General features: G+C 29.6%; 23 protein-coding genes. 3 read left to right on the forward strand and 20 right to left on the reverse strand.

Translation table 11 applies throughout. From position 1 onward, the window contains the following. Window positions 1-31 precede the first annotated feature (31 nt). The 12 genes from BUC09_RS09080 to BUC09_RS09135 all read right to left on the reverse strand — a co-directional run bounded on the left by BUC09_RS09080 (window position 32) and on the right by BUC09_RS09135 (window position 12,899). Entirely contained in the window at window positions 32-3,094 is a 3,063-nt protein-coding gene (locus BUC09_RS09080; protein ID WP_073310796.1) for an HET-C-related protein, read from the reverse strand. Between the two features lie 3 nt (window positions 3,095-3,097). Beyond that, window positions 3,098-4,933 (reverse strand): type VI secretion system Vgr family protein, encoded by a 1,836-nt coding sequence (locus BUC09_RS09085; RefSeq protein WP_084127169.1) that lies wholly within the window; start codon window positions 4,931-4,933, stop codon window positions 3,098-3,100. Window positions 4,934-5,005: 72 nt separating this feature from the next. After that, window positions 5,006-5,401, reverse strand: coding sequence for a type VI secretion system tube protein TssD (tssD, locus tag BUC09_RS09090; RefSeq protein ID WP_073310798.1), 396 nt, complete (start codon window positions 5,399-5,401; stop codon window positions 5,006-5,008). A 126-nt stretch (window positions 5,402-5,527) separates the two neighbouring features. Then, entirely contained in the window at window positions 5,528-5,914 is a 387-nt protein-coding gene (gene tssD / locus BUC09_RS09095; RefSeq protein ID WP_073310800.1) for a type VI secretion system tube protein TssD, read from the reverse strand. Window positions 5,915-6,210: 296 nt separating this feature from the next. Then, the gene (locus BUC09_RS09100) at window positions 6,211-6,675 is read right to left on the reverse strand and encodes a hypothetical protein (RefSeq protein ID WP_143161897.1); all 465 of its coding nucleotides are present in this window, start codon (window positions 6,673-6,675) and stop codon (window positions 6,211-6,213) included. A gap of 130 nt (window positions 6,676-6,805) precedes the next feature. Next, window positions 6,806-8,173, reverse strand: coding sequence for a DUF5458 family protein (locus BUC09_RS09105; protein WP_073310804.1), 1,368 nt, complete (start codon window positions 8,171-8,173; stop codon window positions 6,806-6,808). A gap of 29 nt (window positions 8,174-8,202) precedes the next feature. Further along, window positions 8,203-8,643 carry a hypothetical protein gene (locus tag BUC09_RS09110; RefSeq protein WP_073310806.1) on the reverse strand — a complete coding sequence of 147 codons (441 nt, stop codon included), beginning with the start codon at window positions 8,641-8,643 and terminating at the stop codon, window positions 8,203-8,205. Between the two features lie 30 nt (window positions 8,644-8,673). After that, on the reverse strand, window positions 8,674-9,189 hold the full coding sequence (tssO, locus tag BUC09_RS09115; protein ID WP_073310808.1) for a type VI secretion system TssO: 516 nt from the start codon (window positions 9,187-9,189) through the stop codon (window positions 8,674-8,676). Between the two features lie 6 nt (window positions 9,190-9,195). After that, window positions 9,196-10,362, reverse strand: a complete 1,167-nt coding sequence (locus BUC09_RS09120) for a hypothetical protein (protein WP_073310809.1) — start codon at window positions 10,360-10,362, stop codon at window positions 9,196-9,198. 20 nt (window positions 10,363-10,382) lie between these two features. Further along, window positions 10,383-11,315 carry a TssN family type VI secretion system protein gene (locus tag BUC09_RS09125; protein ID WP_073310811.1) on the reverse strand — a complete coding sequence of 311 codons (933 nt, stop codon included), beginning with the start codon at window positions 11,313-11,315 and terminating at the stop codon, window positions 10,383-10,385. A 1-nt stretch (window position 11,316) separates the two neighbouring features. Further along, window positions 11,317-12,249 (reverse strand): hypothetical protein, encoded by a 933-nt coding sequence (locus tag BUC09_RS09130; protein WP_073310813.1) that lies wholly within the window; start codon window positions 12,247-12,249, stop codon window positions 11,317-11,319. Between the two features lie 8 nt (window positions 12,250-12,257). Continuing rightward, complete coding sequence (locus tag BUC09_RS09135; RefSeq protein WP_084127171.1) at window positions 12,258-12,899, reverse strand: C40 family peptidase; 642 nt, start codon at window positions 12,897-12,899, stop codon at window positions 12,258-12,260. A gap of 246 nt (window positions 12,900-13,145) precedes the next feature. On the opposite strand from BUC09_RS09135, the gene BUC09_RS09140 reads away from it, so the two are divergent. From BUC09_RS09140 to BUC09_RS09150, 3 genes are all read left to right on the forward strand, one after another. Then, on the forward strand, window positions 13,146-14,222 hold the full coding sequence (locus BUC09_RS09140) for a PKD domain-containing protein (protein ID WP_073310816.1): 1,077 nt from the start codon (window positions 13,146-13,148) through the stop codon (window positions 14,220-14,222). A 99-nt stretch (window positions 14,223-14,321) separates the two neighbouring features. After that, window positions 14,322-15,311 (forward strand): PKD domain-containing protein, encoded by a 990-nt coding sequence (locus BUC09_RS09145; RefSeq protein ID WP_159432945.1) that lies wholly within the window; start codon window positions 14,322-14,324, stop codon window positions 15,309-15,311. Window positions 15,312-15,327: 16 nt separating this feature from the next. After that, on the forward strand, window positions 15,328-17,775 hold the full coding sequence (locus BUC09_RS09150; protein ID WP_073310820.1) for an AAA family ATPase: 2,448 nt from the start codon (window positions 15,328-15,330) through the stop codon (window positions 17,773-17,775). A 30-nt stretch (window positions 17,776-17,805) separates the two neighbouring features. Here BUC09_RS09150 and BUC09_RS09155 read toward each other — a convergent pair whose 3' ends face one another. The 8 genes from BUC09_RS09155 to BUC09_RS09190 all read right to left on the reverse strand — a co-directional run bounded on the left by BUC09_RS09155 (window position 17,806) and on the right by BUC09_RS09190 (window position 26,539). After that, a complete protein-coding gene (locus tag BUC09_RS09155; RefSeq protein ID WP_073310822.1) occupies window positions 17,806-19,653 on the reverse strand; it encodes a type VI secretion system baseplate subunit TssF in 1,848 nt (615 codons plus the stop codon). Window positions 19,654-19,658: 5 nt separating this feature from the next. Continuing rightward, window positions 19,659-20,048: a GPW/gp25 family protein gene (locus BUC09_RS09160; protein WP_234972538.1), complete on the reverse strand. Its 390-nt coding sequence runs from the start codon at window positions 20,046-20,048 to the stop codon at window positions 19,659-19,661. Window positions 20,049-20,092: 44 nt separating this feature from the next. Next, on the reverse strand, window positions 20,093-20,809 hold the full coding sequence (locus BUC09_RS09165; protein WP_073310826.1) for a hypothetical protein: 717 nt from the start codon (window positions 20,807-20,809) through the stop codon (window positions 20,093-20,095). A 127-nt stretch (window positions 20,810-20,936) separates the two neighbouring features. Beyond that, window positions 20,937-21,215 (reverse strand): hypothetical protein, encoded by a 279-nt coding sequence (locus BUC09_RS09170; protein WP_073310828.1) that lies wholly within the window; start codon window positions 21,213-21,215, stop codon window positions 20,937-20,939. Window positions 21,216-21,337: 122 nt separating this feature from the next. Further along, a complete protein-coding gene (locus BUC09_RS09175) occupies window positions 21,338-22,867 on the reverse strand; it encodes a carbon-nitrogen hydrolase family protein (protein WP_073311320.1) in 1,530 nt (509 codons plus the stop codon). Continuing rightward, the gene (locus tag BUC09_RS09180; RefSeq protein ID WP_073310830.1) at window positions 22,857-24,035 is read right to left on the reverse strand and encodes a cation:proton antiporter domain-containing protein; all 1,179 of its coding nucleotides are present in this window, start codon (window positions 24,033-24,035) and stop codon (window positions 22,857-22,859) included. The genes BUC09_RS09175 and BUC09_RS09180 overlap by 11 nt, the downstream gene beginning before the upstream one ends. Before the next feature lie 54 nt (window positions 24,036-24,089). Further along, a complete protein-coding gene (locus tag BUC09_RS09185; RefSeq protein WP_073310831.1) occupies window positions 24,090-25,025 on the reverse strand; it encodes a universal stress protein in 936 nt (311 codons plus the stop codon). A gap of 407 nt (window positions 25,026-25,432) precedes the next feature. Further along, window positions 25,433-26,539, reverse strand: a complete 1,107-nt coding sequence (locus BUC09_RS09190) for an MBL fold metallo-hydrolase (protein WP_073310833.1) — start codon at window positions 26,537-26,539, stop codon at window positions 25,433-25,435. Between the last annotated feature and the right edge of the window lie 4 nt (window positions 26,540-26,543).

Consider the following 26,543-nt stretch of genomic DNA (forward strand, 5'->3'; position numbering starts at 1 on the left):
AAAACTTAAAAATAATTTAAAAAAAATCATTCTATTTACCATAACCACTTTCTTCTAAATGTTCTTTGTGTGTTTCATCAGCATCTTTCAATTTCAAGGAACCTAACCCTTGCTTTTCCCATAATTTTTTAAATCTTTCATGGCCTTTGTGCCATCTTTCACTCATACCTGCTATAGCTGAATCAAATTGTTTTTTTTGATCATCTGTTAAACTAAAATCACGTATTATACTTATTTCATGAGACAATTCCGCAATTTCTTGATAAGCATGTCTTATACCAAAAAGCACAATACTTGCCTGATGTGCATTTTTTACTCTTATTTTATTTTCATTGCACCATTTTATAACTTCTTCATCCATAAAATCACTATACATTGGATGAACAAATAAATTTGTGTTGGCAAAAGCAATTATACCCGCAATATCATTTTTCCTAAATAGCCTACCTACTTCTTTTACACTCTTTTTCCCTAAAGTTACTGCAAGATGATGTAAAGGCTGTATTCCATTATCTTTAGCCAATTGTGTATGCGAGGGTCCATAAGAATTAACTTTCCACGTTCCGTTTTCTAACAAAGTAAGTTCATTTTCTAAATACGTTTGATAATCGTCTATTAAGTTGATAGCTGCTAAACTTAAAAAATGATTACGAATGTTAGCTATCACATTTATATATTGTGTAACAAATTCAAATATACCAAATACATTGGTAACATCTTTAAACGAATAACCAAGAACTCTTTCTTTAACCATGAAATCTCTAAATTGCAAGTATTTTAAAAATACATCAGCATAAACACCATCATTTGTCCCCTGATAATTACTATTAGTCTCTTTAGTATCGTTTGCTTGAGCATTGGAAACGTCTTTTAATAACTCATAAATAAGTGCATCATTAAAAGTACGCTCCCCTTCTTTCATTTTTTCTTGATCTTCAATATGTATCGAAAAAATTTTATTATTTATTTTTGGAGCAATACTAGCAATAGTATCAAGTAATCCAAAACTTCCTGTTTGTACAATGGCTGCTTCTCCCATTGAATAATACAATCCCTTATTTGTTGTTGTTGTTGTACTTCCCAATGAAGCGTAATAATCACTAGCTTTTTTTGTTGGATTTGCTCTTAAATAATTAGCCACTGCATTACTATGTAAATCTGGATTTGAAGCAGTATTGAATTTTATTTTACTACGATCTAATAAATTATTTTTTATAAAACTATTAGATGTAATATCAGCCTTGTGCTTTTTTAATTGATCTTGTGGTGCAGATACTGAAATATTATCCCATGGAAAAACTTCGGGATCATAAACTTTCATTACAGCTAGCTCACAAAAATTACTGTGTGCATAATAGTCTTCTATAATATGTAAAGCTGCTCCAAAATTAATACGTCCTTGAACTGTATTAGGATTTGCTTTACTTATAAATTTAACAAAACAATCATAAGCACTCTCGAAAGGTTCAGGTCCGTTTCCACGAATATAATTTTTTGTTCCGAAAGCTTTATTATTATCCCATTGTGAATCAATAGGATCTTTTACAAAGTCAGGATCTAATTTATTATTAAAATCAGGGGGTGGGCATTTCAAACCCTTTTTTTTGTTTGCTTCACAAATAAATTTGGGATGTAATGCCAAAGGATTATCTATATGTTCCTGTGGTTTATAAACCCCTAAAAGTTCAGGTGTTATTTTTGCAAAGCTGACTCTAAAATCGGAGAGATACTTCATGAAATTTTGTGGTTTACCTTCTTTATTGTCAGCTTCTACCTTTAGTTTTCCAAATTCTTTAATACCTAAAAGCTCAACAAGAGTAGTAATTGCTTCACGACTTAACTTAACAGGAGCAATTGTTGTTGGCTCCCATTTTATTTGAGCTTCAAAACCTTTTAATGAAAATCCAGTAGGCACGCTAAACCCTCCAACTTTTTGATAATTCAAATTAATATCAGGTCGTTGGATTTCAATATTTACTGGAAGTCGAAAAGTTCTTCTGTCTAAATAAGTTAATCTATTTTCTTCCATTAATTTTCCTAAATCGTTAATAACACTATTAAACTCTTTAGGATTATTATTTTTGTCTTTATACTCTTCACTTAACATATCCAAGGCATTTGCCATAGGGCGAACAACCATGGGATCTACAAACTGAGAAAAATCACGTAACCAGTTTCCGAAATAAACTTGAAGATATTCATTTTCTGAAAATAGTCCTGAATCAAAAAGAGAAGCTTTTTCAATAGACTGATGGCCTAATCCGTGTAAAGAGTCACCTAATCCAGCACCAAAAAACTCATAACCAGCAAAATAGTGATCATCTTTTTCTATTCTATTCTCAACAAAAGCCGCTAGTTTTTCATGTAAATCAGTAAAATCCCAAACAAGTTTTTTTTCTTCTCCATTAATTATAGCTGTTGCATAATGCTGATTTTTATCTTTAAATGGATCTATTATGTATTTTTTATACCTTTTATTCATTCTACTAGAATAAAGGGCTCCATCATCTCCCGGAGCATCACCTTTTACTGAAGAATATTCATTTCTTAAAAGATAATCAATGTGATGACCAAATTCTTCAACCAAGGCTAAAAGAAGTGATTTTTGATATTCATTACTTACAAGGGCATTATCTATAAAACCTTGTGAAATAACAATGTGATTGGCGTATTCTGATTTTTTATCAAATCTATAGGCAGCTCCATACCCAGGAACATCTAATGCTACAACAATTTTAGGATTTATACTTTCCTTTTTATCACTTGCATCTTCATAGAATTTTTCATACGCTTCTAAAGGAATATCTGCTCCAAAAATTTCTGAAGCCCAAAAACAAAACATTGCTTTGCTGTCTTTCTTTGCAAATGCAAAAAGTTGTTCTAAAGCAAATTTACTTTCGAGTTCATACGTACTCTTTTCTATTTTAAACTCTGGATGTGATATTTTGGGTTCACCATAGGTTACTCCTTTTTCTTCTCCTTTTTCAGAAACAACTTTTCCTGAATGAAATACTATATTTTCTTCTGCATACATATTGTGTTTACCAACTGTATGTTTTGCAATTGTTCCACCAACAATACGTATTCTACTCATATCCTAATATGATTTTGATTTTTCTGCACTATTATTTTGCACTTCTTTATTAGAATTCTTTGCAATTACATCATCACTTGTTATTTGAATTCCTTTCATACTAGATTCTTGCCTTTGTTTTTCTGAATGAGAATCTAGATTTCCTTGAATAAATTCCATCATATTACCCGTAACACTTAATGTACTGTTACCTCCAACAAAAGTGTTTGACATCATACCAACTGTTGACATTCTGTCAACACCAACGGTTTCATTCATATTTACTCCAACTGAAGTAGTCATATTATTTCCAACATTAATATTGAAATTTTTGCCCACAGTAATATTCATATCATTAGGCGCATTCACGCTAATATTTCCTTGTCCATCCATAAGCCAAGTGTTGCCACTTGGGTCTTCGATGAAGATGCTTCCTTGTGCATCGTTAAAAATCATCTTGGTACCTGAACGGGTATGGATGACTTTCTGATCATTTCCTGCAGTGTTGTATCCTGAGATTTCTTGTCCGTTGTATTGGGTTCCTATGATGAATGGCTTTTCTGGATTGCCTCCTTCGAAGGAAACAAAGACTTCTTCTCCAATTTCGGGAATAAAATAAAATCCTTTGCCTGAACCTGCATGTGGTGTTACCAGTCGAGTCCAATCGCTTTCGTGTCCCCAAAAGAATTGTACTCTAACCCTTCCCATACCTTGTGGATCATTGTTATCGGTTACTACGGCACCTTGAGTTTCTGCTTTTGGATATACTAATGGATTCGTGTATGGTGGCACTTTAACATCTCTTGGTATGGATTCAAACTGACACTCGTAATGTCCAAATCCTTTCGAATAATGTTGCACACCTGTCGCTATAAAATCTCCTGATATCCCATCTTTACTCACACTAAACATACCTCCTATTTGCAATGGAATTTTACTCAGTCCTGAGTAGGTAAGCACATTGGCTTCGATGGCTTGTTGGTTTAGCTCTTGTATTCTTTTGATATCTTGTGAATCATTTGCATTACTGGCAAAGGAATGATTGATATTACTTCTGTCAAACACACTACTCGAGGCTTGTTGTGCATTTTGAGAAATATAACTTTGGGTATTGTTTTGAGGTTCTAAATTTTGAGAACTAATCTCTGAAGCTATGTTATAATCATAGCCTTTATAAGAAACTTTTTGAGATTGTAAACGACTAGTCACTTTGAAGTGGTGTAAGTTTACACCGTTTTCTAATGCCGCTTTTGAGGTTTTTAATTCTCCAAATCGTAAATAATCTCCATCGTAAAACATCCATTCGCCATATTGAACAGCTAGACGTTTTAAAAACTGAAAATCGGTTTCGTTGTATTGCACTATATAAGGCAATACGGTTTGGCACTTTGGATTAATGTCCATACCTGTCAAAACTCCTTTTACTATGCTCTCATCTATTTTATGCACAATTTCATTGAGCATACTTGAGAAATGGGTTTGACTTTGTTTGATTTCATCCAATAGTATAGTAGGGCTTTTTCCAACTATTTGGAACCCTTTTGAAGCGCCATCATTATCCAAGACTTCCATCTCAGAAATAATGCCCTTAAAGTAAACATTCTCCCCACGAGCAGCATCCTTAAGCGTGATAACCACTTTGGCTCCCATATATTTTTTAATGAAATCCGCCTGACTCTTAAAATCCATTACCACATCTCCTATCCTCCAGGTAAAACTAAAAGAATGATGTCCTAGTAATTGCTGATTAATCACTAAATTATAATAGACAACCGGTTGCGAAAAGCTTCCTATTTGAATGCTAACCTTGTCAACCATTGCATCAGTAACTTTTTTAATAAGGCTATTAACGGTACTCATGGGCTTATGTTTTTATATGATTGTAAAGCCAAAAACTATTTTGACTCGTGTATTTTTCTAATTTTGGAGTGATTATAAATCCAATGACCACGGTTTTCTTAATACCGCTCCACTAAAATCTATATCTTTAGCTGATAGAAGGATCTCTATTTGCATAGGTACTTCATTGCTAGAACGAAAGCTCTCATGAAAATTGATACAAAAGGCTTTCTCAAATTTCAATTCTTTCATTTTTGACATCGCATCGCGTCTAAAAAACGTGATTTTACCGTTTTTTGTCTGCGTACTGCTAATCATCCACTTCATAAAATCGACACTCTTAGTAGATTCAACAACTAATCTAATATTACCTCCTTGAGCTATGGTTTGAGGCTTACCGTTATGATCGACTTCTTGTGTTATATGAAGGTCAAACTCTAATACATTATAGGTTTCCCCATCTAATTCCAATTTTGCTAAAAAAGACATACTAATTTCGATTTAGGTGATTGTTGATAAAATTTGTCGAAACAACGGGATAAAGTTTGGGGCCTTTATCCCAGTGTATTCCGACATCACAAATAAGAACTTATTAATTTATAATCCCTTGACAGATTATACCCATTCGTTTTCGTAAACTCCTGTTCCCATTTCAATCTTTCTTGCTGAAATAGTGAACGATTCTGTTAATGGATTTACTCCTGTAGAATCAAAGTTTTCTCTGTGTTTTACTAAGTAACCTTCAGTGAATTTTAATTCTTTTAAGGTAGCATCGCTATCTCTTTTGAAGAATTTAACGCTTCCATCTTTACGCTCAAAACTGTTTGTCATCCACTCGAATAACTCTGTTGAGCCTGTACCTTCGATTGTTAATTCAATTTTACCACCTCTTGTTACTGTGGATGGACGACCTGTTGCATCTGTTTCTTGAAATAAACCATAGTTTACATTCAATACGTTGAATTCTTTTCCCCCAACGCTTAATCTTGCTTTAAATGACATAATAAAAAATATTTAAATAATTAATAAATAAAGACAATACAATTCCGCAAAGCATACAACAATGCCTTGACACTAATGATGGTTAAATCACGATTTTTGAAATACTATTTTTTTCCTGAAAATTAAATAACCGAAAGATTATCGGTTACCCTAAAGTGAGAAGTCTTGCAATGCTATTCATCTGTACTTGAATTTAATGTGAAATAAATAATATACCAATCAGATCATAAATATCACTACAATTGTAAGAATTATATTTCAAATAAAAAAATATTATGTAGATTTTTTCTTACTTTTTAATATTTCCTTAAGCACTGAATATCTTCATTAATTTGTTTGGCAGTTTTATTATCAACTCTAAACTCATAATCTTTTTGATATGTATGAATCATAAAGCCTTTGATAAGACTCTTTTTAATATACTTAATATCATATCCTCTCAACTCAACAACAATATAACCTTCACAATTAACTTGATATTTATTGATAAGTTCATATTTATCTTCATTTACAAAAGTTAACTCTACAACATCATCCTTTTTAATACAAGCGTTAAAAGAAAAAAGTTTTATATAAAGAAAAACCTTAGATCCTTTACGCTTTCCTAATTGAAAAGAAATATAATCCGGATCAGTGTTATACACTTTAAAATAATAAGGCTCTGTGTATGCATAAGCTTTTTTATCAAGAAAATTTTCTTTGCTTCTAGCAACCTTTACTCTGTTTTTACATCGAATACGTAATGAATCTTTGTGAGACATTTGAGCATTTGATTCGAGAGAAAAAAATACTAAAAAAAAGAAAAGAAAAAATTTAAGTATATGATTTTGCATAACTTTTAAAGATTAATAAAAAAGGGATTTTTCAATCCCTTTTTCAAGTAACAATAAATTATTTTTGTTCGTATTCAGTATCCCAATCAGTACCATCGTCTCCTTTTTGACCTTCCATTTTAATCATAAAGTTTTTAGCTGGAAAATATGGTTTCATATGAATATCAAGATAAATTCTATCTTTTTGAATAGGATCTTGCTCAAATCTTCTGATTTCGAAGTTTTCAATTAATTTATCTGGCCCAGTGATACCATCTAAAAATTGAACAATTTGACCCATAATTTCTTTTCTTGTTTTTGCCGTAAAGTTTTCAAAAGCTCTTCTGTTTAAGAAGTCCATTAAAACCTTAGTAACATAATCAAAAACACGTACAACTGAGTAAGTTTGTAACCCTAAATTATCTCCGTTAAATAATGTTTTTCCAGAGAAAGCCATTACTTTACCATACTCATTAACCATAGGAATTAATCCCATGTTTTCTAAGTTAGCGATTTCACTTTTCTTTAAGTCAAAACGAACTCCGTCTACCTCATTAATACCTCCAAACTTTTTACCAGCAGTAACTTGAGACATCAAAGTTTTGTAAATTTTTCCAGCAAGTGCAGCTGATGGTGGAATGAATAAATCTTCAGACTCACCTACAACATCAAACTTACCTCTTCCAACTAACCAGTTACATGTCATTAAAACATTTGAACGATAAATATCACCTCCAGTTAAGTAAGCTGCATCAAACATTTCCATTACATCATCTGGTTCGTCTAGATGAGCAAAGTCAGTTACTAACATAACTTTGTTCTCATGAGCAATTTTAGCCCATTTTTCAACAACTTTATTGCTTCCTAAATAACCCGGAACTACTAATAATCCGTAGTTATTTTTTAAATCTAAACGATCGTAATTATCAACCAATTCATTGTGAATAGCATCTATAAAACGTGTATTATCTAAATCTTGCAATTGCTCTAATTCAGCATTAACAATAGTTACATTTTTAACTTTGTCAGTTTCTGTATTTTTGTAGAACAAACCAATAGTTCTATATGATTGTTCTAGTTCTTTAGTTTCGTGAATTGCAATTGCTAAATTTTTAAGTAGAGTTTCTTCAGCAACTTTGCTTTTATCTTCACATTGAGCAACCATATCTGTTAATGATTCGTTTTCTTTTAAAACGTTAGCCCACATTTCAAGTGTTTTTTTAAGAGTTTCTCTCTCCCCTTCTTTGTTAGCTTCGCTCATAAAAATTTGACGGCGAGCTTTTCTATCAGGGTTCATATTTTGAGCACCTTCTATTGAAGTTTCTAACAAATCAAAACCTCCATATTTAGCAAGTTTTTCTGCACTTATTTTAACCCCAACCTCTTTCTTTTTTGGCTCTAATACAGCTGCATCTGCATTTTGAGCTTGTAGTTGTTCTTTAGACATAATGTTTATTTTTTAGTGTTTTGTTATTCTTATTTTAATTCAGAAATTAATTCTTCAATAGTTTCTAAAAGAGCCTTTTTTGCATCAGGATTTTCTAATGCACTCTTAAGGATTTTATTAGTTTTTAACTGCTTGATAATTTTTTGATACTGATCTTTTTCAGTTTCCATGTTAGTTAAGAATTTACTTTGAGCAGTAATTCCTTTAACACCAAAATCACCAAGGTTATTAAATTTTAATTCCTCATTTTTAGTTGCTCCATCAGCATCTTCAAAAGAAACTTTTGCAGTTGGTTTATAATGAGCAAACACTTGTTCTACATTAGTTAAACCTTCAACTAGCTCAGGTTTTACTGGAGAATCTCCTGTAAGTTTTTGAGCAATTAAAGTTCTGTTTTGAGGGATTTCTAGAATTGCTTCGCTAGCATCTAATTTTACCTCATTTCCTCCAATTCCGTAATTTGATAACATAAGATTTAATTTGTTTATTGTTAATACTATTTAATTTGCTTTGTTTATCTGACGACAAACTTCTAGGTCACGCTTTACTATTTCTAGTTCACTTTTGTATGTTTCTATTTGCTGTAAAAGCTTATCCATTTCTTCTTTACTTTCTCCCATCATCTGAATGCTTTTCTTAGCATCAATAAGTTGTCTGTTTGTAAGTATAATGTTGTCATACATATTATCTCTCATCAAGCTATCCTTTGTTGGTATAGATTGTTGCATGCTTATAATAGTAGAAATTGCTTTTTGCTGATTGTAATAAAAATCTTGACCAGGCGCATTTAATGAATCAATAGAAGATTTTAAATCTTCCATATTTTTTGCAAATTCTTCTTGAAACATAAATTCTCTGCTCATTAAATCATTTTCTTTTTTAAGCTCGCTGTTTTCTTTCCATGGTAAATAATAATCAAAGAAAATTGCTCCAATAATTACTGCCATTGTAATTCCAAACACACATAAAAAGGCTAAAAAAGATTTCGCTCTTTCTTTTTTATTTAAAACTTCCATAATTGTTTAATCTTCTAAAAATGTTCTATTGCGTTTTGAAGTATCTAATGCAACGCTTTCTAATTCTAATCTTTCTTTAACAAAAATTCCATTGTCTTTACGTTTACCTATATAATCTAAGTGATTAAGAGTTGTAAACAATTCACTAATTACATTGACAAAGTGTAATGTTTTCTTAGCCGTTTTATCAATTTGCACATGGTTGTATCCTACGTTTACTAAATCTGTAAACATCACTTCAAAATCACCTTGGCTAATGCCACACCATTCAGCTATATAATTCAAAAGTTCTTCCTTTCCAGCACCCGATTTTGAATCAATGTAGTTTTTCATTATTCTGGCTAAAGCAATAACAGTGTCAAACATATATGCTGGTGGCTGAGAAATAGTAAACCATCTAAACGAATTGATATTATTACCTAAGTAGGTTATAATTTTTTGACATAAATCAAGAATGATTATCGCAAGCTCATTTGATTGATTTTTACGATTAATTTTTTGAGATATCTGTACTGAATAAAGCTCTAATTGGCCAAAAAAACGATCAATTTTAGTATGTATATCAATAAGCTTTTGATGACTTGTTACTGAAGTACATGGCGGAATATAATCTGCCATCAAATAACTTTCTGTTCTGTTGATAATAATTTTTCCTAAAGTTAAATGGTAGCCTCCTTGCGTGTTATCAACATTTTTTTCAGGCACAAGATTAAGATTAAAGGTAGGAATGACATTAGGATACCTTGGTGGATTTTCATTAGGATCTGGATCACCAAACGGTCTTTTATCAAATAAGTTAACCGAAACATTTGCTAACAAAACCATGTCTTGATCATAATCTAACTCATAAACAGCTTCTGGATATGGCATTTCCAGATTTAACATATGAGCATTATTAGAACTAATATCTATTCTACATCCATTAGGAGTAATAGCATGACACTCTTCTACCTTTACTCTTAACAACTTATGATTATCAATAACCAATGAAATTTTAACTGATTCCCCAGAGTTTCCAAAAGGAAGCAATCCATAATTTAATGGGGTCATTTGTGTTCCTAAAGCATCTCTTACAACATCACTCATGTGATCTTGCATCGCTATAAAATGGGATTTGTTGATTTTCATTCCGTCTACCCAGTTGACAGGAAAATGATTTAACTTTTCTAACATAACTCTCTTCTTACTTGTGATTAACTATTTTGAGGAACTAACAATTCTTGTTGCCAATTTGCTTCATCAATAGGTCTGGTTCTTAAACATATGACAGTACTGTCCTCTTGAATTCCATTCATGTACATTGTCAAGTCAGGATCAATATATTTTGAAACTCCATACCAATTTGGTTTTAGATAAAAAACCCAATGTTGTGGATTTCCAAGCTCATCCAATAATTCTATCGGACTATCTGAATTTCTAGTATTGTAATCATTGACAAAATGATAAAACAAACGTCCAAAATCCATACGAATTGGGGATTTTGCTCTAAACTCTGTTCGAATACTTGAATGAGGATTTTTGTAGAACACAAATGTTATGACAACCATATCTCTAAATTCGTCATCTTTAGGTTCTGAAAAAGTTCCAAATTCAGGAAAAGGCCAAGTTTTGTATATTTTGGCAGGAATTGAAATTGATGATTTAAATGTTGAATAAATCCATGTTGGCACTAAAAACATTACTATACTTGAAACAATACTAAAGGAATAAGTTATTCCATTCATGTATGTATATAGTAATAAGAAAGGTATTGTCCCAAAAATAGCTATTAGCAAATTATAGATACCTTCCAACCAAATGTTATCTAATTCATACTTTCCTAGATAGGTTCTGTAAACAATGCAGTGTAAAACTCCTAAACTAAATAACAATACTTGATAAAACACAAATTCATCAAATAATGAATTAATCGTTTTTGATTGTCCTAGAAAAGAAACTAAAGTAAATACCAAAATTGCCGAAAACAAGTAGATATAATACCTAGTCTTAAATTCGCTTTTGAAATTTTTTACTTTATCTGTAAAAAACATAGTTAGAATTGCTCCTAGCAACAATAAAATTGCTACTACAATTAACAAACTTGGATCTATTAATTCTTTAAAATTGGGTCTAAATGTTGGTCTCATTTTATATTCTAGTAGTAATTCCTAAAACAGGCTGTTGATCTTTAAAATTGAATGATTCTACTTCCTCTGATAATAAAATTGTTGTCTTGACATCAATTTCTACAGGCAAAAAGTATTCGTAAAAAAGGGTGATAACTTTCTTTATTCCACCATCATGAATATATTCGTGAAAAGGGCTATTTTTTAGAGATCCTATCTTAAATTCTAGATTTAAAGAATAATCCATGTAGGAAGCTCCTGAAATCATATCGAGCCCAAGACAACAATCATTTAATCGTACATTTTGTTGACTTTCGGCTAATTCTTGATATCCTATCTCTACAATTTCAACCTCTTCATCCAAAATATATTGCAAACAGTAAGCAGTATGATTTAGCTTACCAACAATTTTATGAACAAAAGGAAGTAACCTAATGAATTTTGACATCAAAATTTCAGGATATGACTTATCTAAATCCCAGAAATCGTATAGAAAATCAATTTGCTTTCCATCATTAAGTTTAAACAGGAAATCCTTTTCTGCTTTTTCTCGTTGCAATCCTGCAAGAAAAAATTCATTTTCAAAAGGCAAAAAAAACTGACGAGCTTCTTCTTCTTCTTTTTGTTGAAGACGATACTCCTTAGTCATATCATCAACACCTTGGTTTATTTTTTGTGATTTAGGATAATGAAAAATTCCCTCAGGCAAAGCATCATAAATTCCATCTCTAGAAATATTTATTTTTAAGAATTGAGTAGAATCATAATCGTAATCAATTACTTCACAGCCTAAAACATCTGTACTGTAAGGTCTTTTAAATTGACCCTCATAATTTATAATAAAATCAGATCCATCCTTCTTAAAAGATTCTAAAACAGAAGAAAGAACAACTTCTGCTTTAATATCGTAAGGGATAGAATTAATCTTATTCTTTATATCAAAAATCTCTTCCATACTTCTACTTATTGTTTTTCCTCATCTTCTTTTATTCTTCCTGAAGCAAAGTATCTTGTTTGAAAATAATCGTCATTAAAATTAAAAACTCTTAAACCAGAGGATTTCGTAGTTGCTAGTATTCTATCATTTTTAAGATAAATAGCAACATCCGAAATGGGGTTGTCTTTATTATATCGTAAGAATATAAAATCACCTTCTTCCAAATCTACTCTTGACAAGAAAAGTTCAATATCTTTTGATTTGAAAATTCCTAAAGCTGTTCTAGGCAAACTTTTTTTATAAGCCTTACTATATAAAGCCTGAACAAATGGCACCATTGCTAAACTATCTTTCGAAAATGATCTTGCTCCATAAGGTGTGCCAAGCCATTTATCAATGTATTGATAGAAATCATAGCGTTTAATTTCATCTGGTCTTACACTTAAGAGTACTGCATATTTTTCTTTAACTCTAATTTGTTCATCTGTTAAGCCTTCTTCATACTGATCTACTAAACGTTGATTATTTTGATTTTCTTTAATTCCTAAGGTCTTTTTGATTTTTGCTTCATCATACTTTAATTTCAAAGGAACTTCTTCAATATATTTAGGTGCGCCACAAGAGACAACAATGATTAATATTAAAATAATTGGAAATATTTTTTTCAAAGCAATAAATATTTATAAGTAATTACTTACAAAAATATAATTTTTATGAAAAAAACAAATTTTAAAAGGATAAATTTTGTGTGAAGAAAAAAATATTTTGCAAGAAATTTAGTTAATTAACTGAAAATCAACATGTAAAAAATATCTTACATTTTCAAATCTACACAAAAAATTTAATTGTAAGAAATTTTTCATAAAAAATTAGTAGAGACTGCATTTTTTTTTTAAGTTCGTGACAAAAAAAACATGAATCGCGGTTTAAGAAGCCTACAAAATCTACTCATAAACTTTGATTATAGAATATTAGCATTGTTTATTTCATTGATGATAATAGGATCTATTTTCTTTTTTACAAAGGCTATCAATACAGTTGATTGTGAAAACTCTACGTTTTATGTAGTAGCAAAAAATAGATTAGAAGGAGAAACTATAGAATTTTTTAACGAAACACCAAACGCAAGTACTTGGAAATGGGATTTTGGTGATGGATCAAAAAATGCTTTTGATAAAAACACAACTCACATATACAAAAAATCGGGAAAGTATAGAGTTACTTTAACAATAAACGACAACTGTATTACTTATAAAGATGTAGTAATAAAATCTGTTGGTGATTTATCCAAAAGAATTAGAGTCCCTGAAATTATAGCTCCAACAGTTGTAAGGGTTGGAGAAGAAGTAATATTCGACTATTACTATAACGGAACAGATATTTTTTCTTGGGAATGGAGCTTTGGTGAATCATCTAGACTTGATAATACCGATAGTAACCCTACTCATATTTATCGAACACCTGGAGTTAAAAAAATTACATTAATAATCAATGGAAATATTAATAGTATAACTTCAAAAACAATACTAGTAAAACCTAAAGAACAGGCATTAACTCAAGCATATGCTGAAGATGTTGAAATAAAACCATTAAAATTAAGACGTGGTCCTGCTCAAATTGATCCCGCAGAAGAGTTTGCCATGACATTACCGGTTGTACCTCCATCATCAAAAAAGAAACATAAAGAGTCTCAAAAAAATAATAACACTGCACCTTCCATTTCAGAAGAACAATTTGAATTGTTACTTCATCAAGTAGCAAAACAAAGTAAAACCAAAGATGATTTTGGAAATTTTTTATGTGAAGATTATAAAATACCGGTTCTTATAAACGATTCTAAAATTATGCCTTTCGATGAATTTTGTAAAAAACTAATTGGTAAGACATTAAAAATATCAAAAATAAGACTGACGACAAATGACAATAATTGTATTATAAATGTTGAAATAACATATAAAATAAAAAAACACCTCATTTGGATTAATGATTAATTATCAATTAATGATATGAAAAAAAGCAAAAATAGTTTTAAGCTGGTCTTCTCAAATTTTGAAACAAAAATTATATCTCTATTCGTTTTATTATTAATAGTGAGTGTTATAATATTTAGTTTTAAATATAAAAAACATGTCGATTGTGACACTTCTGATTTTTACATTGTAGCGGAAAACTACTCCGTAGGTGAAGTAATTGAATTCCATAACGAGACACCTAATGCTACTAATTGGAAATGGGATTTTGGAGACGGAAGTCCTCGTGAAACTAAAAATCATGTATTACATAAATATACAGAACCCGGAATTTATACTATAACTTTAGTTATAAATGGTTTTTGTTTGAAAGAAAAAAAAATACAAATAAAAGATCATGGAGAAATCATTGATAGAACAAAATTACCAGTGATAATAGCTCCAAAAATAGCTGCTGTAGGGCAAAAAGTAAATTTTACCTATAAATATTACACAAACGAAACCTTCTCATGGGAATGGAGTTTTGGTGAAACTGGACAAATAGATAATACAAATGAATTTCCAAACTATAGTTTTAGAACTCCTGGCCCTAAAACCGTTACATTAATTGTAAACGGAGAATATAAATTTAAAACTTCAAAAATAATCTACATCAAACCACGTCCTGCATTTAAAAAAGAAAGTGAAATGATGCTAGAAGAAGGATATACGTATGAAAAACCTGTTGAAGCTTTTTACAAACCAAAAGGAAATCCAAAACCTGATGCTTCTGATAAAATTCTTAAAACAATTCCAACACGCTCTCGCGAAAGACATATAAGTGAATTTGCTCCTGATATATCTGAAAATCAATTTGAATTACTGCTTCATCAAGTTGCAAATCAAACTAAAGAGAAAGAAGATTTCAGCAAATACATCTGTGGCAATTATCAAATTCCAGTAATTAAAAACGGAGATCAGGTAATATCCTTCGAGGAGTTTTGCAAAAGAATAAAAGGAAAAGAAATTAAAATAGAATCATTCAGACTTACAAAAGACAACTTAAACTGTATTGATGGATTTAGCATCACTTATAAAGTAAAAGGTCTTATAGGTTGGACAGAAGATTAATTATAAAAGAGAAAAGATGATTACAGAAAATATAATTTTCCATGAGGAGCTTCAATCTGCTCTTGAAATAGCTAAAAGAATTGCTCGTGAAGCAAAACAAAACCATTATACTGCTGCGCATTTACTAAAAGCAATTTTACATCGCGATTTAACCTTGCTAAAAGAGTTAGAATCGATGGGTAAAGATGTTTTCTTTATTGAAGAATGGGCAGAAGTAAGAATCGATGAATTTCCAAAAACCAACAAACCAACAGAAGTTGAAGCGCATGAAAGTATTGACGATATCATCGCAGAAGCTGATGCTGTCCGCGATATTCTTGGGAAGGAAGAAATAGATCTATTTGCAACCATGGTTGCCTTAGCAACACCTGGAGTTGGTTTCAACTTTGATCAAATGAAAAGTTTTCCTGTGACTCGCTCTGAATTACTTACAGAAAGAGAAGATGGAAAATTGAACTCCGAATTAATGAATCTTCCTTCAGAAAGATCTATTTCTAAATACATTCACAAATATTGTTCGAATAAAACGGCAAAGCTTAAAAAGAATAAAATTGAGATTGTTGGTAGAGATAAAGAAATAAAAGAGATTACAGAAATTTTATGTCGCTTTTCAAAGCCCAATGTTCTTCTCAATGGTTATCCAGGAGTTGGAAAATCGTCTGTTATTAATGGTTTTACAAATGCAATTCTAAACAATCAAGTTCCAGAAAAACTATTAAATACAGAAATTTTTGAATTGGATTTAGCTACTCTAATAGCAGGAGCTTCTTATAAAGGAGAGATTGAGGACAGACTGAAAAAATTGATTCAAGAATTAAAATCATATCCCAAAGCTATTTTAGTCATTGACGGAATTCATGTCCTATTAGATAAGAATAGTGATAACGCCGGAATATCAAGTATTTTAAAAAGTGAATTATCAAAAGGGCTTACCTTAATTGCAACCACAACTGTTGATGAGTTCACCAAAAAAATAGAAAAAGACGAAGTCTTATCTGGAATGTTTGAAATGATAAAAATTGAAGAACCAGATGACGAAAATGCTTTCAGAATCATCAAAACAGCTTTAAAATCTTATAACGAGCATCATAAAATTAAAACTAATGATGAGACAATTAGAGAATCAATTCGTTTGTCTAAACGTTACTTAAAAGAAAAAAGCCTTCCTGAATCGGCACTTAACTTATTAGACAGAACAATGTCTGTAATTAAAACTGCAGGAGAATCATTTCTTTCTGAGAAAGAGGTTTTATCAACTAAAATTGAAAAAATTAAAGAATTAAATGATGAAGCTAAATTACAAGAGGCAAAATGGTTATATGAAGACATTAAACGTAAAACACATTATCTACTAACTCAGGAGCAGCACATTGAAGATGAAAATTTAACTGATATTGATGCTGACACTTTAATTTCAAAATTAGAGAACCTTTTAGAAAGGCTTACTCCTATCGCTCAAAGTAAAAAAGAACATATTGAACCTATTGACTTAGGAGCTATTGTTGCGCAAAAAACAAATATTCCTCTGGGAAAATTACAAACAGAAGAAAAAGATCGTTTGCAAAACATGGAGGAAATCTTAAAGAAAAGAGTGGTTGGCCAAGATTTAGCCATCGAAATTGTTTCTGAATCTGTTTTAGAATCCAGATCTGGATTAAGTAAAGCTGGTCAACCAATAGGATCATTTTTCTTTCTTGGTCCAACTGGAACTGGTAAAACAGAATTAGCAAAATCATTAGCTGATTTTCTTTTTCAAGATGAAAGTGCTATTATCCGTTTTGATATGTCGGAGTTTAAAGAAGAACATTCGGCGGCCTTATTATATGGAGCACCTCCAGGATATGTTGGTTATGAAGACGGAGGATTACTTGTGAATAAAATTAGACAAAAGCCCTACTCTATTGTACTTTTTGATGAAATTGAAAAAGCACACCCTTCTGTTTTTGACGTTTTTTTACAAATTATGGATGAAGGAAAACTTCACGATCGCTTAGGTAAAGAAGGTGATTTTTCTAACGCTTTAATCTTATTTACTTCAAATATTGGTTCACAATTTATTGTTGAATCAATTACAAATGGAAGCGGTTATCCATCATCAAATCAATTGATGGAAATTATGACTAAACATTTTAGACCAGAATTCTTAGGTCGTTTGACAGAAATCATTCCTTTTGCACCAATTTCTAAAGAAAACGCTCTTGGTATTTTTGAAATTCATCTTAAAAAAGAGTTATACGATTTACTTAAATCACTAGAAATTTCAATCACAATTTCTGAAGAAGCAAAGTCTTTTTTAGTAGACAATGGTTTTAATGCAACTTATGGAGCAAGACCTTTAAAAGGAATTATACGATCTGAACTGAGAAGACCATTAGCTAAAAAAATAATTGCTAATGAAGTACTTGAAGGAAGTAATGTAACTGTCAGTTTAAAAGACAACGATTTAATTTGGGATATCAAATAACAAAAAGGAGCTTAAAAAGCTCCTTTTTTATTAATTTACAATGAGTCTGTATGGATAAATGTTTGATGAAACTTGATCCAATTTATGCATTAAATTGTCACACAAATAATTCCATTCATTATCAGAAAACTGAATGTCTTCATCAGTATTTTTATAAACTTTAATATCAATTGTTCTTACAAATCCTGTGTTTAATGATGGATCAATTTTAGTTCCCTTATCTACTTCTATTTTAGAAATTGTGTGTCCAAAATGCTTTAAACAGAATGTCTTAATATCAGCAAATGTCACTATTCTTCCATGAGATAATAAAGCTTCTCTATAAGATAATATTTTTTCTCTTGAAGTAAGTCTTGTCTTCCCTCCTACACTTGGCTCAACTAAATACATGGAATTCCCTATAAAATCTGAACCAAAAGGTAGCTCTAATTTTGTTCCAGGTTTTATATCGTTAGCATCTTCTCCACATGTAGACCAAAAGTTGACAAAAAAGGTATCATTCTCCGTTCTATCATCTAATAATTTAGATTTAATAACTACATATGGAAAATTAGATTTTAGAAATGAACTTTCTTTTGTTTGCTGTTCAAGCGTAGCAATAAGTTGATTCATTTCACCAATAATACTTCTCACAAAATCACCACCTAAAACAGAAAAAGAAGCACTCTCATCTTTTAATAGTTCTAAAAGATATTGCATCATTTCGGATGCATTACGTTCATCAAATCTATTTACACCATTACTTCTTAAACTCGCATGACCTGCTTCTAATGCTTTATTTGAAAAATCTTTTAAATGATAATCAAAACCTCTAGAATCTGTTATATCTTCTAGATCTAAAAAGTGATCAGTATTTATTAATGGAATATAATTGATATAAGGATCTATTCTTTGAGCTAAATTTATTAGTCTTTTATTAATAACTGGAAAACAGTTTAGAGCAAAATTTATATTTTCAAAAATTGCACTATTAATCACTTCAGGAAACTCAATACGTAACCACAAAACATCTTTTAAAGCGCTAATTTTATCATTATCAAATACTTCTAATATTTCTTTTGGTGCTTTGAAAATAGAATCGCTTAGTGCAATATCTTCAGTTAAATGAAAAAATTTGTCAAAATAAAAAGTATTTACTTCAGAATAAATTTGATTAATTCGATTGTAATTTTTTGTTACAATTGCATCGACATCTAATTCTTTTGTTATAGCATTATATCCTTCTTTGAATTTAAGTTCTTCATCTCCTAAAAATATTCTTGCTTGTTTTAAGTAATGGTAAAATACTTCTCTTTGATGTGTATTTTTCACATCAACAAAAAACATCAATTGCTTTAAAATTTCATTTGGCTCAAGACATTTGATTCCAAGCCATAAATTAGATTGTGGCAATGATGAATTATTAGACTTCAATAAAAACTCTTTGTGAACACCTTTATTAAAAGTATATAATGATTTATCAAATGCCATTAATTCCACTTCAGCGCTGGAAAGCATAAAATTACCAGTTGGACCAAAATAAACTTCTTTTATAATCGGTTTTATTGGATCATAAATATTAGGAATACTTTTTTTGCAATGGAACTGATGCTCTAACATCAATTTATAATTGTTTTCTGAAGGAGTGGCGTGAATAATTGTTCTTGAAGGAAGTGCTCCAGTATTTGACGCTGGAGACATTATTTCGAGCAATCGTTCGATTATTCTTGCATCTGAATTATTAAGTTCAACAGATAGTTTTTCTAATTCTGAAGCACAAGCTTCTAATAACATTGCAACAATAGGATCAAAGGATGTTTCTAACTCACTATCACTATAACCCCAAACCCTGGCTGCTCTTTTTAAAATTCTATCTTTAATACGTTCTTGAATTTCCATAAATTTTAAATGTATGATAGTGGTCCCACAAAAAAGTAACCAAAAAAGTTAAAGTCTCTATTTGTTTTTTTAACGTTACCCATTACAGTAACATTAACTTTTTTCTTCATACGAAGATTATTGTTATATGAAACTGCTTTAGCTTCAGTAATATTAACTTCAATATCAGTTACATCAAGTCTATATTCATAAGTTTTAATTGCCACTTTTAAAGCATCACGAATTTTATCTTTAAGAGTGTTCTGGTCTGAAAGCAAATCGAAATCCATTTCCCAAATTTTACAACCAAACATTTCATCAAACTTACATTCACCAAAAGATGTTGTAGCTACTAAATTGATATATTGAGCTATTGAATGCTCTAAATTAGTTTTATCGATTTCTTTTTTTGCCATTAAGTCTTTAAAGCTTATTGGCGTTTTATAATAAACTCCGTACATTATATGTAGACAATTTTATTTACTTTACCAGATTTATCAATTTCAATTTCTTTAATTGTCTTATTTCTTTTCATAACCTGAATTTCAACATTTGGAATAGTTTTTATGAACTTTTCTCTATATCTAATGTCACCTATAAATCTTTGTCCATCACTATTATCAATTACACAGAAAAAATTTTCATTTTTAGTTTCCTTGAAAATATTTTCTGGTAATTGACCAGCGACTAAATGAGCTACTGTGATACCTTTTTTCAAACTATAAGACATATAATTATCCCTCATAGTTCTATACCTTGAGACTTCAAAATAATCAATGGCAGTTTTTAAAGGTTCATAAGAAATTGAGGGCAAATTTGAAATTTGTCTTTTAAACCATTCTATTCCCAAGAATTTGAATTTACTAATCGATTTGTTTTTGATTTCTTTTAAAAGAAGAGTATCTCTAGTAACCTCATAAAAGTTAGTCTCGTTTGTTTTATCATCTGTGATACTCATTTTGTAAGTAACCAATTCTACATCGGAAGTTTTAGTTCCTTTTTTTAGACTAACATTTACTTTACCAACTTCTTCGTCAGTAATTACAATAGTAATAGTGTGTTTAGTTAATGCCGAGTCAAAAGTAGTTATGAGTTCTCTTTGACCTACACCAGCATATAATGGAGATCCTTCATTATCAGTAATTGACATAGAAAGACCTAATTGAGGTAATGACATATTCTTTCTTTTGGGATAAATGTAAGAAAAATATGTCAATTAAAAAGTGTTTTTGTTTTTTGACTTTTAATTAATGTTTATAAAGAATTTCAATTTCAGCAAATTAAAAAAATAAAAAAGTTGAAAGTTATAATGTAAAGAAAAAAGGCTCTAATTTTTTTATCGCCTTGTTTAAATAAACTACTTTCAATTCCTCTACATCATTAATATAATTATCATCAGAAATGCTATTATTAAATGCATCAATTCTTAAATGAAGTTTAAGTTCTTGACTAACATAATCGCAACATTTATCGTAAAAAACTTCAACCATTTTTCTTTCATCAAGATAACTAAGGAAATTTTTATTGCTTTCTTCTAATCTATGTAAGAAAAATGATTTATCAATATTATGAAATTTTTCCATTACTCAAGCTTTTATATATTAAACTTAAATGCAATATGTTTTATTATTTACATGAGAAAAGTTATTTCATCTTATTTATAATTAAGTTGATGACGGTCAATGATTTATAAAATAATTTTATTTTATTCTTTACTCTGAGAAAGTTTAGTTAAAGAGTAAAAATCAGTTCTTCTATCTTTTAAATTTCTTACACTTCCATAAGAATGTAATTCATCTAGGAGTTTTAAATCGACATCGGCTATTAAAATCATTTCTGTGTTAGCAGTTGCTTCACTTTTAATTCCATTAGATGGAAATGAAAAATCACAAGGTGTTAAAACTGCTGATTGAGAGTAATGCAAATCAAAATTTTCTACTTTAGGTAAATTACCTACACTCCCTGTTATAGCAACAAAACATTCATTCTCAATTGCTCTTGCTTGTGCACATAACCTAACTCTCATATAAGCATTTTGGGTATCTGTAAGATACGGAACGAATAAAATTTGCATTCCTTCATTAGCCAATAATCTGGATAGCTCAGGAAATTCAACATCATAGCAAATTAATATTCCTATTTTTCCAGCATCTGTATCATAAGTTTTCAATAAATCACCTCCTGATAATCCCCAAAATTTAATTTCATCTGGAGTAATATGAATCTTTTCATAAATATCAATATTTCCATTTCTATGACATAAGAATCCAACATTTTTTAAGACTCCATCCTCATACATAGGCATACTACCCGCAATTATGTTTACATTATAACTTACTGCGTATTCTGAAAATTTTTCTTTTATTATATCAGTAAACTCACTCATAGCACGCATGGAGTCAGCTTCGTTCATGTGGTTAAACTGCTGCATCAAAGGAGCATTAAAATACTCAGGAAAAACAGCAAAATCAGATTTGTAAGCTGAAATCGCATCAATAAAATATTCTGCTTGTTGAAACATCTCTTCAATGGATTGAAACAATCTCATTTTCCATTGTATTAGACCTATACGAACATTTTTTCGACTTTTTTGATCTTTATTGCTTTTCGAAACATAATATACATTATCCCATTGAAGTAAGGTTGCATATTCCTGACTTTGAACATCTTCTGGTAAATAATTTTTAAGTATTTTTTTTACGTGAAAATCATTACTAAGTTGAAAACTTAAAACAGGATCAAATATCTCTTTATGTTTTACTTTTTGGATATATTCTTTGGGACTTAACTGATCCGAGAATTTATAGTAATTAGGAATTCTACCTCCAAAGACAATCGCCTTTAAATTTAATTTTTCACATAAATTTTTTCTCTCATCATACAATCTGCGCCCTAAACGAAGTCCTCTGTAATCAGGATGTATAAATATTTCTAATCCATACAGTACGTTACCATCGTAACTATGTGTTTTAAAAGTATAACTACTTATAATTTCATCATATGTGTGGTTGTCGTCAAAATCTTTATAATTAACTATTATAGATAAAGCACATCCAACTAATTTGTCATCTGCAAAAATGGCAAGTTGTCCCTCAGGAAATATCGAAATTAATTTTTCTATTGTTTTTTCTTTCCATAGATCTCCTTGCCAATTTTTATAAGCCTCTTGCATTGCCTTGTAAAATTGATTGTAGTGATTTAAATCTAGTTTTTCGATGTGAATATTAAAACTCATTTTTTGTTGTTTTTTTATTAAACAATAAACCAAACATCATCACTAATAAGGTTAACAATATTACCTGAATTAATAAAGATTGATTTATAATTTCTGTTTGTTTATTGACTGGTATTGATATAAATAATACAACTGTTATTAATCCTCTTGGAACCATAAATAGTAATGGCATTAAGTTTTCCTTAATAATTAATAAATGTATTATTCTAAATAAATAAATTATAGATACGATGATCAATGCCACGGGCAAAGTTTCAGTATTAAGTACCTCGTTAGTTTGAATTGTATATCCTAATAAAAGGAAAAATATTGTTCGCACTAAAAAAGTAATTTCAGTTACTAATTTTGAAAATCTTTGTACTTCTAAATTTAATTTTTCGGGTTCTAATTTTTTAATAAAATCTATTCTATTTAATTCATCAAGATTATTTAAAAATATCCCAAAGATTAATATAAACATTAAGGCTGGTAAATGATAAATCTTAGATAAAGCATAAATAAGAACAACCATTATTGTTATTGGAATAAACTTTACATTATGATCAATTTTTTTAATAAAGAATGCAAGAGCAATACTTGCAATAAGTGAAATTATAAGTATTATAATCAAATTATAAAAGAATACGAAAAAACTTGAAGCATTAATAATTTCATTAGCAATCATAAAGTTAAACAAGATAACTCCGAAAATATCGGACATACTTGTCTCATAGATTACAAATTCTTTATTTTTTTTACTAAAATTTGCAGCACTAGGTATAGCAATAGCGCTACTGATGACACAAAAAGGTATTGCGTTTAAAAAACTAATATTTAAGTTAATTCCTAACCAGTAATGAAATGTACAACCAATAATAATATAAAGAGCAAAAAGTGAAATTAAAGCCGATAAAATAGGTTTCTTTATAAATGCAATTTTACTTTTATTTATTTCAAGTTCTAAGCCTCCTTCAAGTACAATTAGAATAAGACCTAATGTTCCAAAAAGAGGAAGTAATAATGTTAAATCTGGTATCCTAATTCCAGACCTTAAAGTAACCTGATTAATTGCCCAACCCATAATTAATAAAAAAATTACTGTTGGAATTTTAGTTTTTCTAGAACTAATATCAAAAAGATAAGCAATAAGAACTAGAACACAAAGGGCAATTATTAAATGTATTTCCATAAGACTTAAAATATAATTCAGCTGTAATATTACAAAACATTAACATGTTTTTGACTACAATGCATGAATGTTTAATGGCATATAATCAATATTTTTTTCAGTTCTTAAGTCTAAAAGATTTTCTAAGTCATTTATAAGTAATTTTGATTTTATATTTAGTATTGGAATTTTAGCCTTATTTACTATCTCTTCAGTAAAACTATTTCCTTTGAAAATATGATACCATTTTTTATCAAAGGTGGTATTTATCACAATCAAATCAGATTGAAATTCTTCTGATTTTTCTAAAATTATTTTCTCTATACCATGACAAGGCGTTAAATCATAACTGACTTCAGAGTCATTTGATTGAGCAAGATATCTTATTTCATCTATTTTTTCTGACAGTTCATTTACTTGGTCAACTTTTTCGAACTCATAAACCCCAAGTATTTGAAGTTTAGATTTATTTTTTTGTAATATTGGTTTTACATATTCGTATTTTTCAACATTTCCTTCTACTACTCTAACAGAATATAAAATTTTTTCAAATACTTTTTTTGTAAAAAAAGGAGAAATAGATAAAACAGGAACATTTGATTTTTCGATGATTCTTATAGCATTACTCCCAGAAAAAAAATCATAATAACCTGATTTACCATGAGTCCCTATTACTGTTAAACTTATATTGTTTTCATCTTCATATCTAGCAACACCATCGGCAACACCATCAAGAAACACATTTGCTTTCACCTTAAGAGTAGTAGATTTTTCAATAAGATTTGCTTGATAAGCAATATTTTTCTTTGCTTTTAAAATCATTTTCTTTTGAACATTTATTATTTTTCCATGAATATTAGCAAACTTTCCTAAAATTAATGGTTCAATAACATGTAAAAGATGTAAAGTAGCATTATGACGTTCTGCAACAGCAATAGCAATTGTTAAAGCGTTATCAGCTGATTCAGAAAAATCTGTTGGTACTAAAATATTTTCAATTGAATATTCCATATAAAAGATGAATCATAATTCTATAAATAAGTTATGTTAACCAATTATTGAAAATAATTGTATACTTTGAACTTAATAACTTGCTCAAAAAAAAATCAGTTTTACTTTGAAAAATCTATATTGAAGGGAGTAATTAGTTTTTCAATACATTTATTTTGAGTCTTTATTTTTTGCAAAAAAACTTAAAGTAATTAAAAATATCTTACAGAACTTTTGTTTAACAAATTTATTAAAACTCTATATTTTAAACATTGACCATGGTCAATTAACCTTAAATAATTATACATCAAATACGATATAAATCTTTAATATTCATAAAAAGGTTAGATTCAGTTAACATTAAATATTTTAAAAAAAGAAAGCTCCTGTCTCAATAACAGAAGCTTTTATTATGATTAAAATTTTATCTAAACCATTTTCCACCATTCTGAAAAAACTTGGTTTTCTATTCCCAAAATAACTTGCTCACCTATCATAGGTGTTAAAAGCATGAAATTAAACTCCCCTTCCTTATAAAATTTAGACACTTTTTCCAAAGGCTCATCCCATGGATGCATTGCCAGTTTAAATTTAGAAGAATGCATTGGTATTAATTGTTTTGCTCTTAAATCGGTAGCAGCTTTTAGAACTTGATTTGGTAATAAATGTATGGCTTCCCAAGCATCATTATATTGTCCATTTTCTAAAAGAACTAAATCAAAAGGACCAAATTTATCTCCAATTATTTTAAAATGACTATCATATCCACTATCACCTCCTAAAAATATTTTTTGATTTGAAGTTTCTAATACAAATGATAGCCAAAGTGTATTGTTTCTCTTTAATGCTCTTCCAGAAAAATGTCTTGCTGGTGTCGTATGCAACTTTATTCCTCTATCCAAATCTATAGTTTCATTCCAATCTTTTTCAACAATCATATGCTTATTAAATCCCCAATATTCAAAATGAGAACCAACTCCTAAGCCACAAACAATAAGTTTCACCTTACCTTTTAATTCCTTTATTGTTTTATAATCTAAATGATCATAATGATCATGAGTTATCAATAAATAATCAATATCTGGTAAATCTGAAACTTGATAATTGTTACTTCCATCAAATGAAGAAACAACTCCTGGTATAGGTGATGCATTACCGCTAAAAACTGGATCAATTAAAAATCTGACCCCTTCAATTTGAAAAAAGTAAGACGAATGTCCAAACCAAACAAAAACTTCATCTTCAGGTTTTAACTCTTTCAAATTAGTCTTTACCGATGGAATTTTGACCGATGGACTTGTATTAGGATTATTACCAAATAATTGCTTATAAAGTATCCCTAACATGGAATGTCCTTGAGTTAATGCAGGCGTATAAGAAATGTTTTCAAATTTACCATTCTTAAATTGAGGAGATTTTTTTATTTTCTCTAGTCTTTGATCTGAAGGTTCTTTTCCAAATTGTGGTTGTTTTAAGAAAAGTATTGTAAAAGCTATTATTAAAGCTATTAGAGTTGTTATTGTAAAATACATCATGAAT

It is taken from the genome of Flavobacterium terrae (genome assembly GCF_900142035.1).
Taxonomy (GTDB): Bacteria; Bacteroidota; Bacteroidia; order Flavobacteriales; family Flavobacteriaceae; genus Flavobacterium; species Flavobacterium terrae.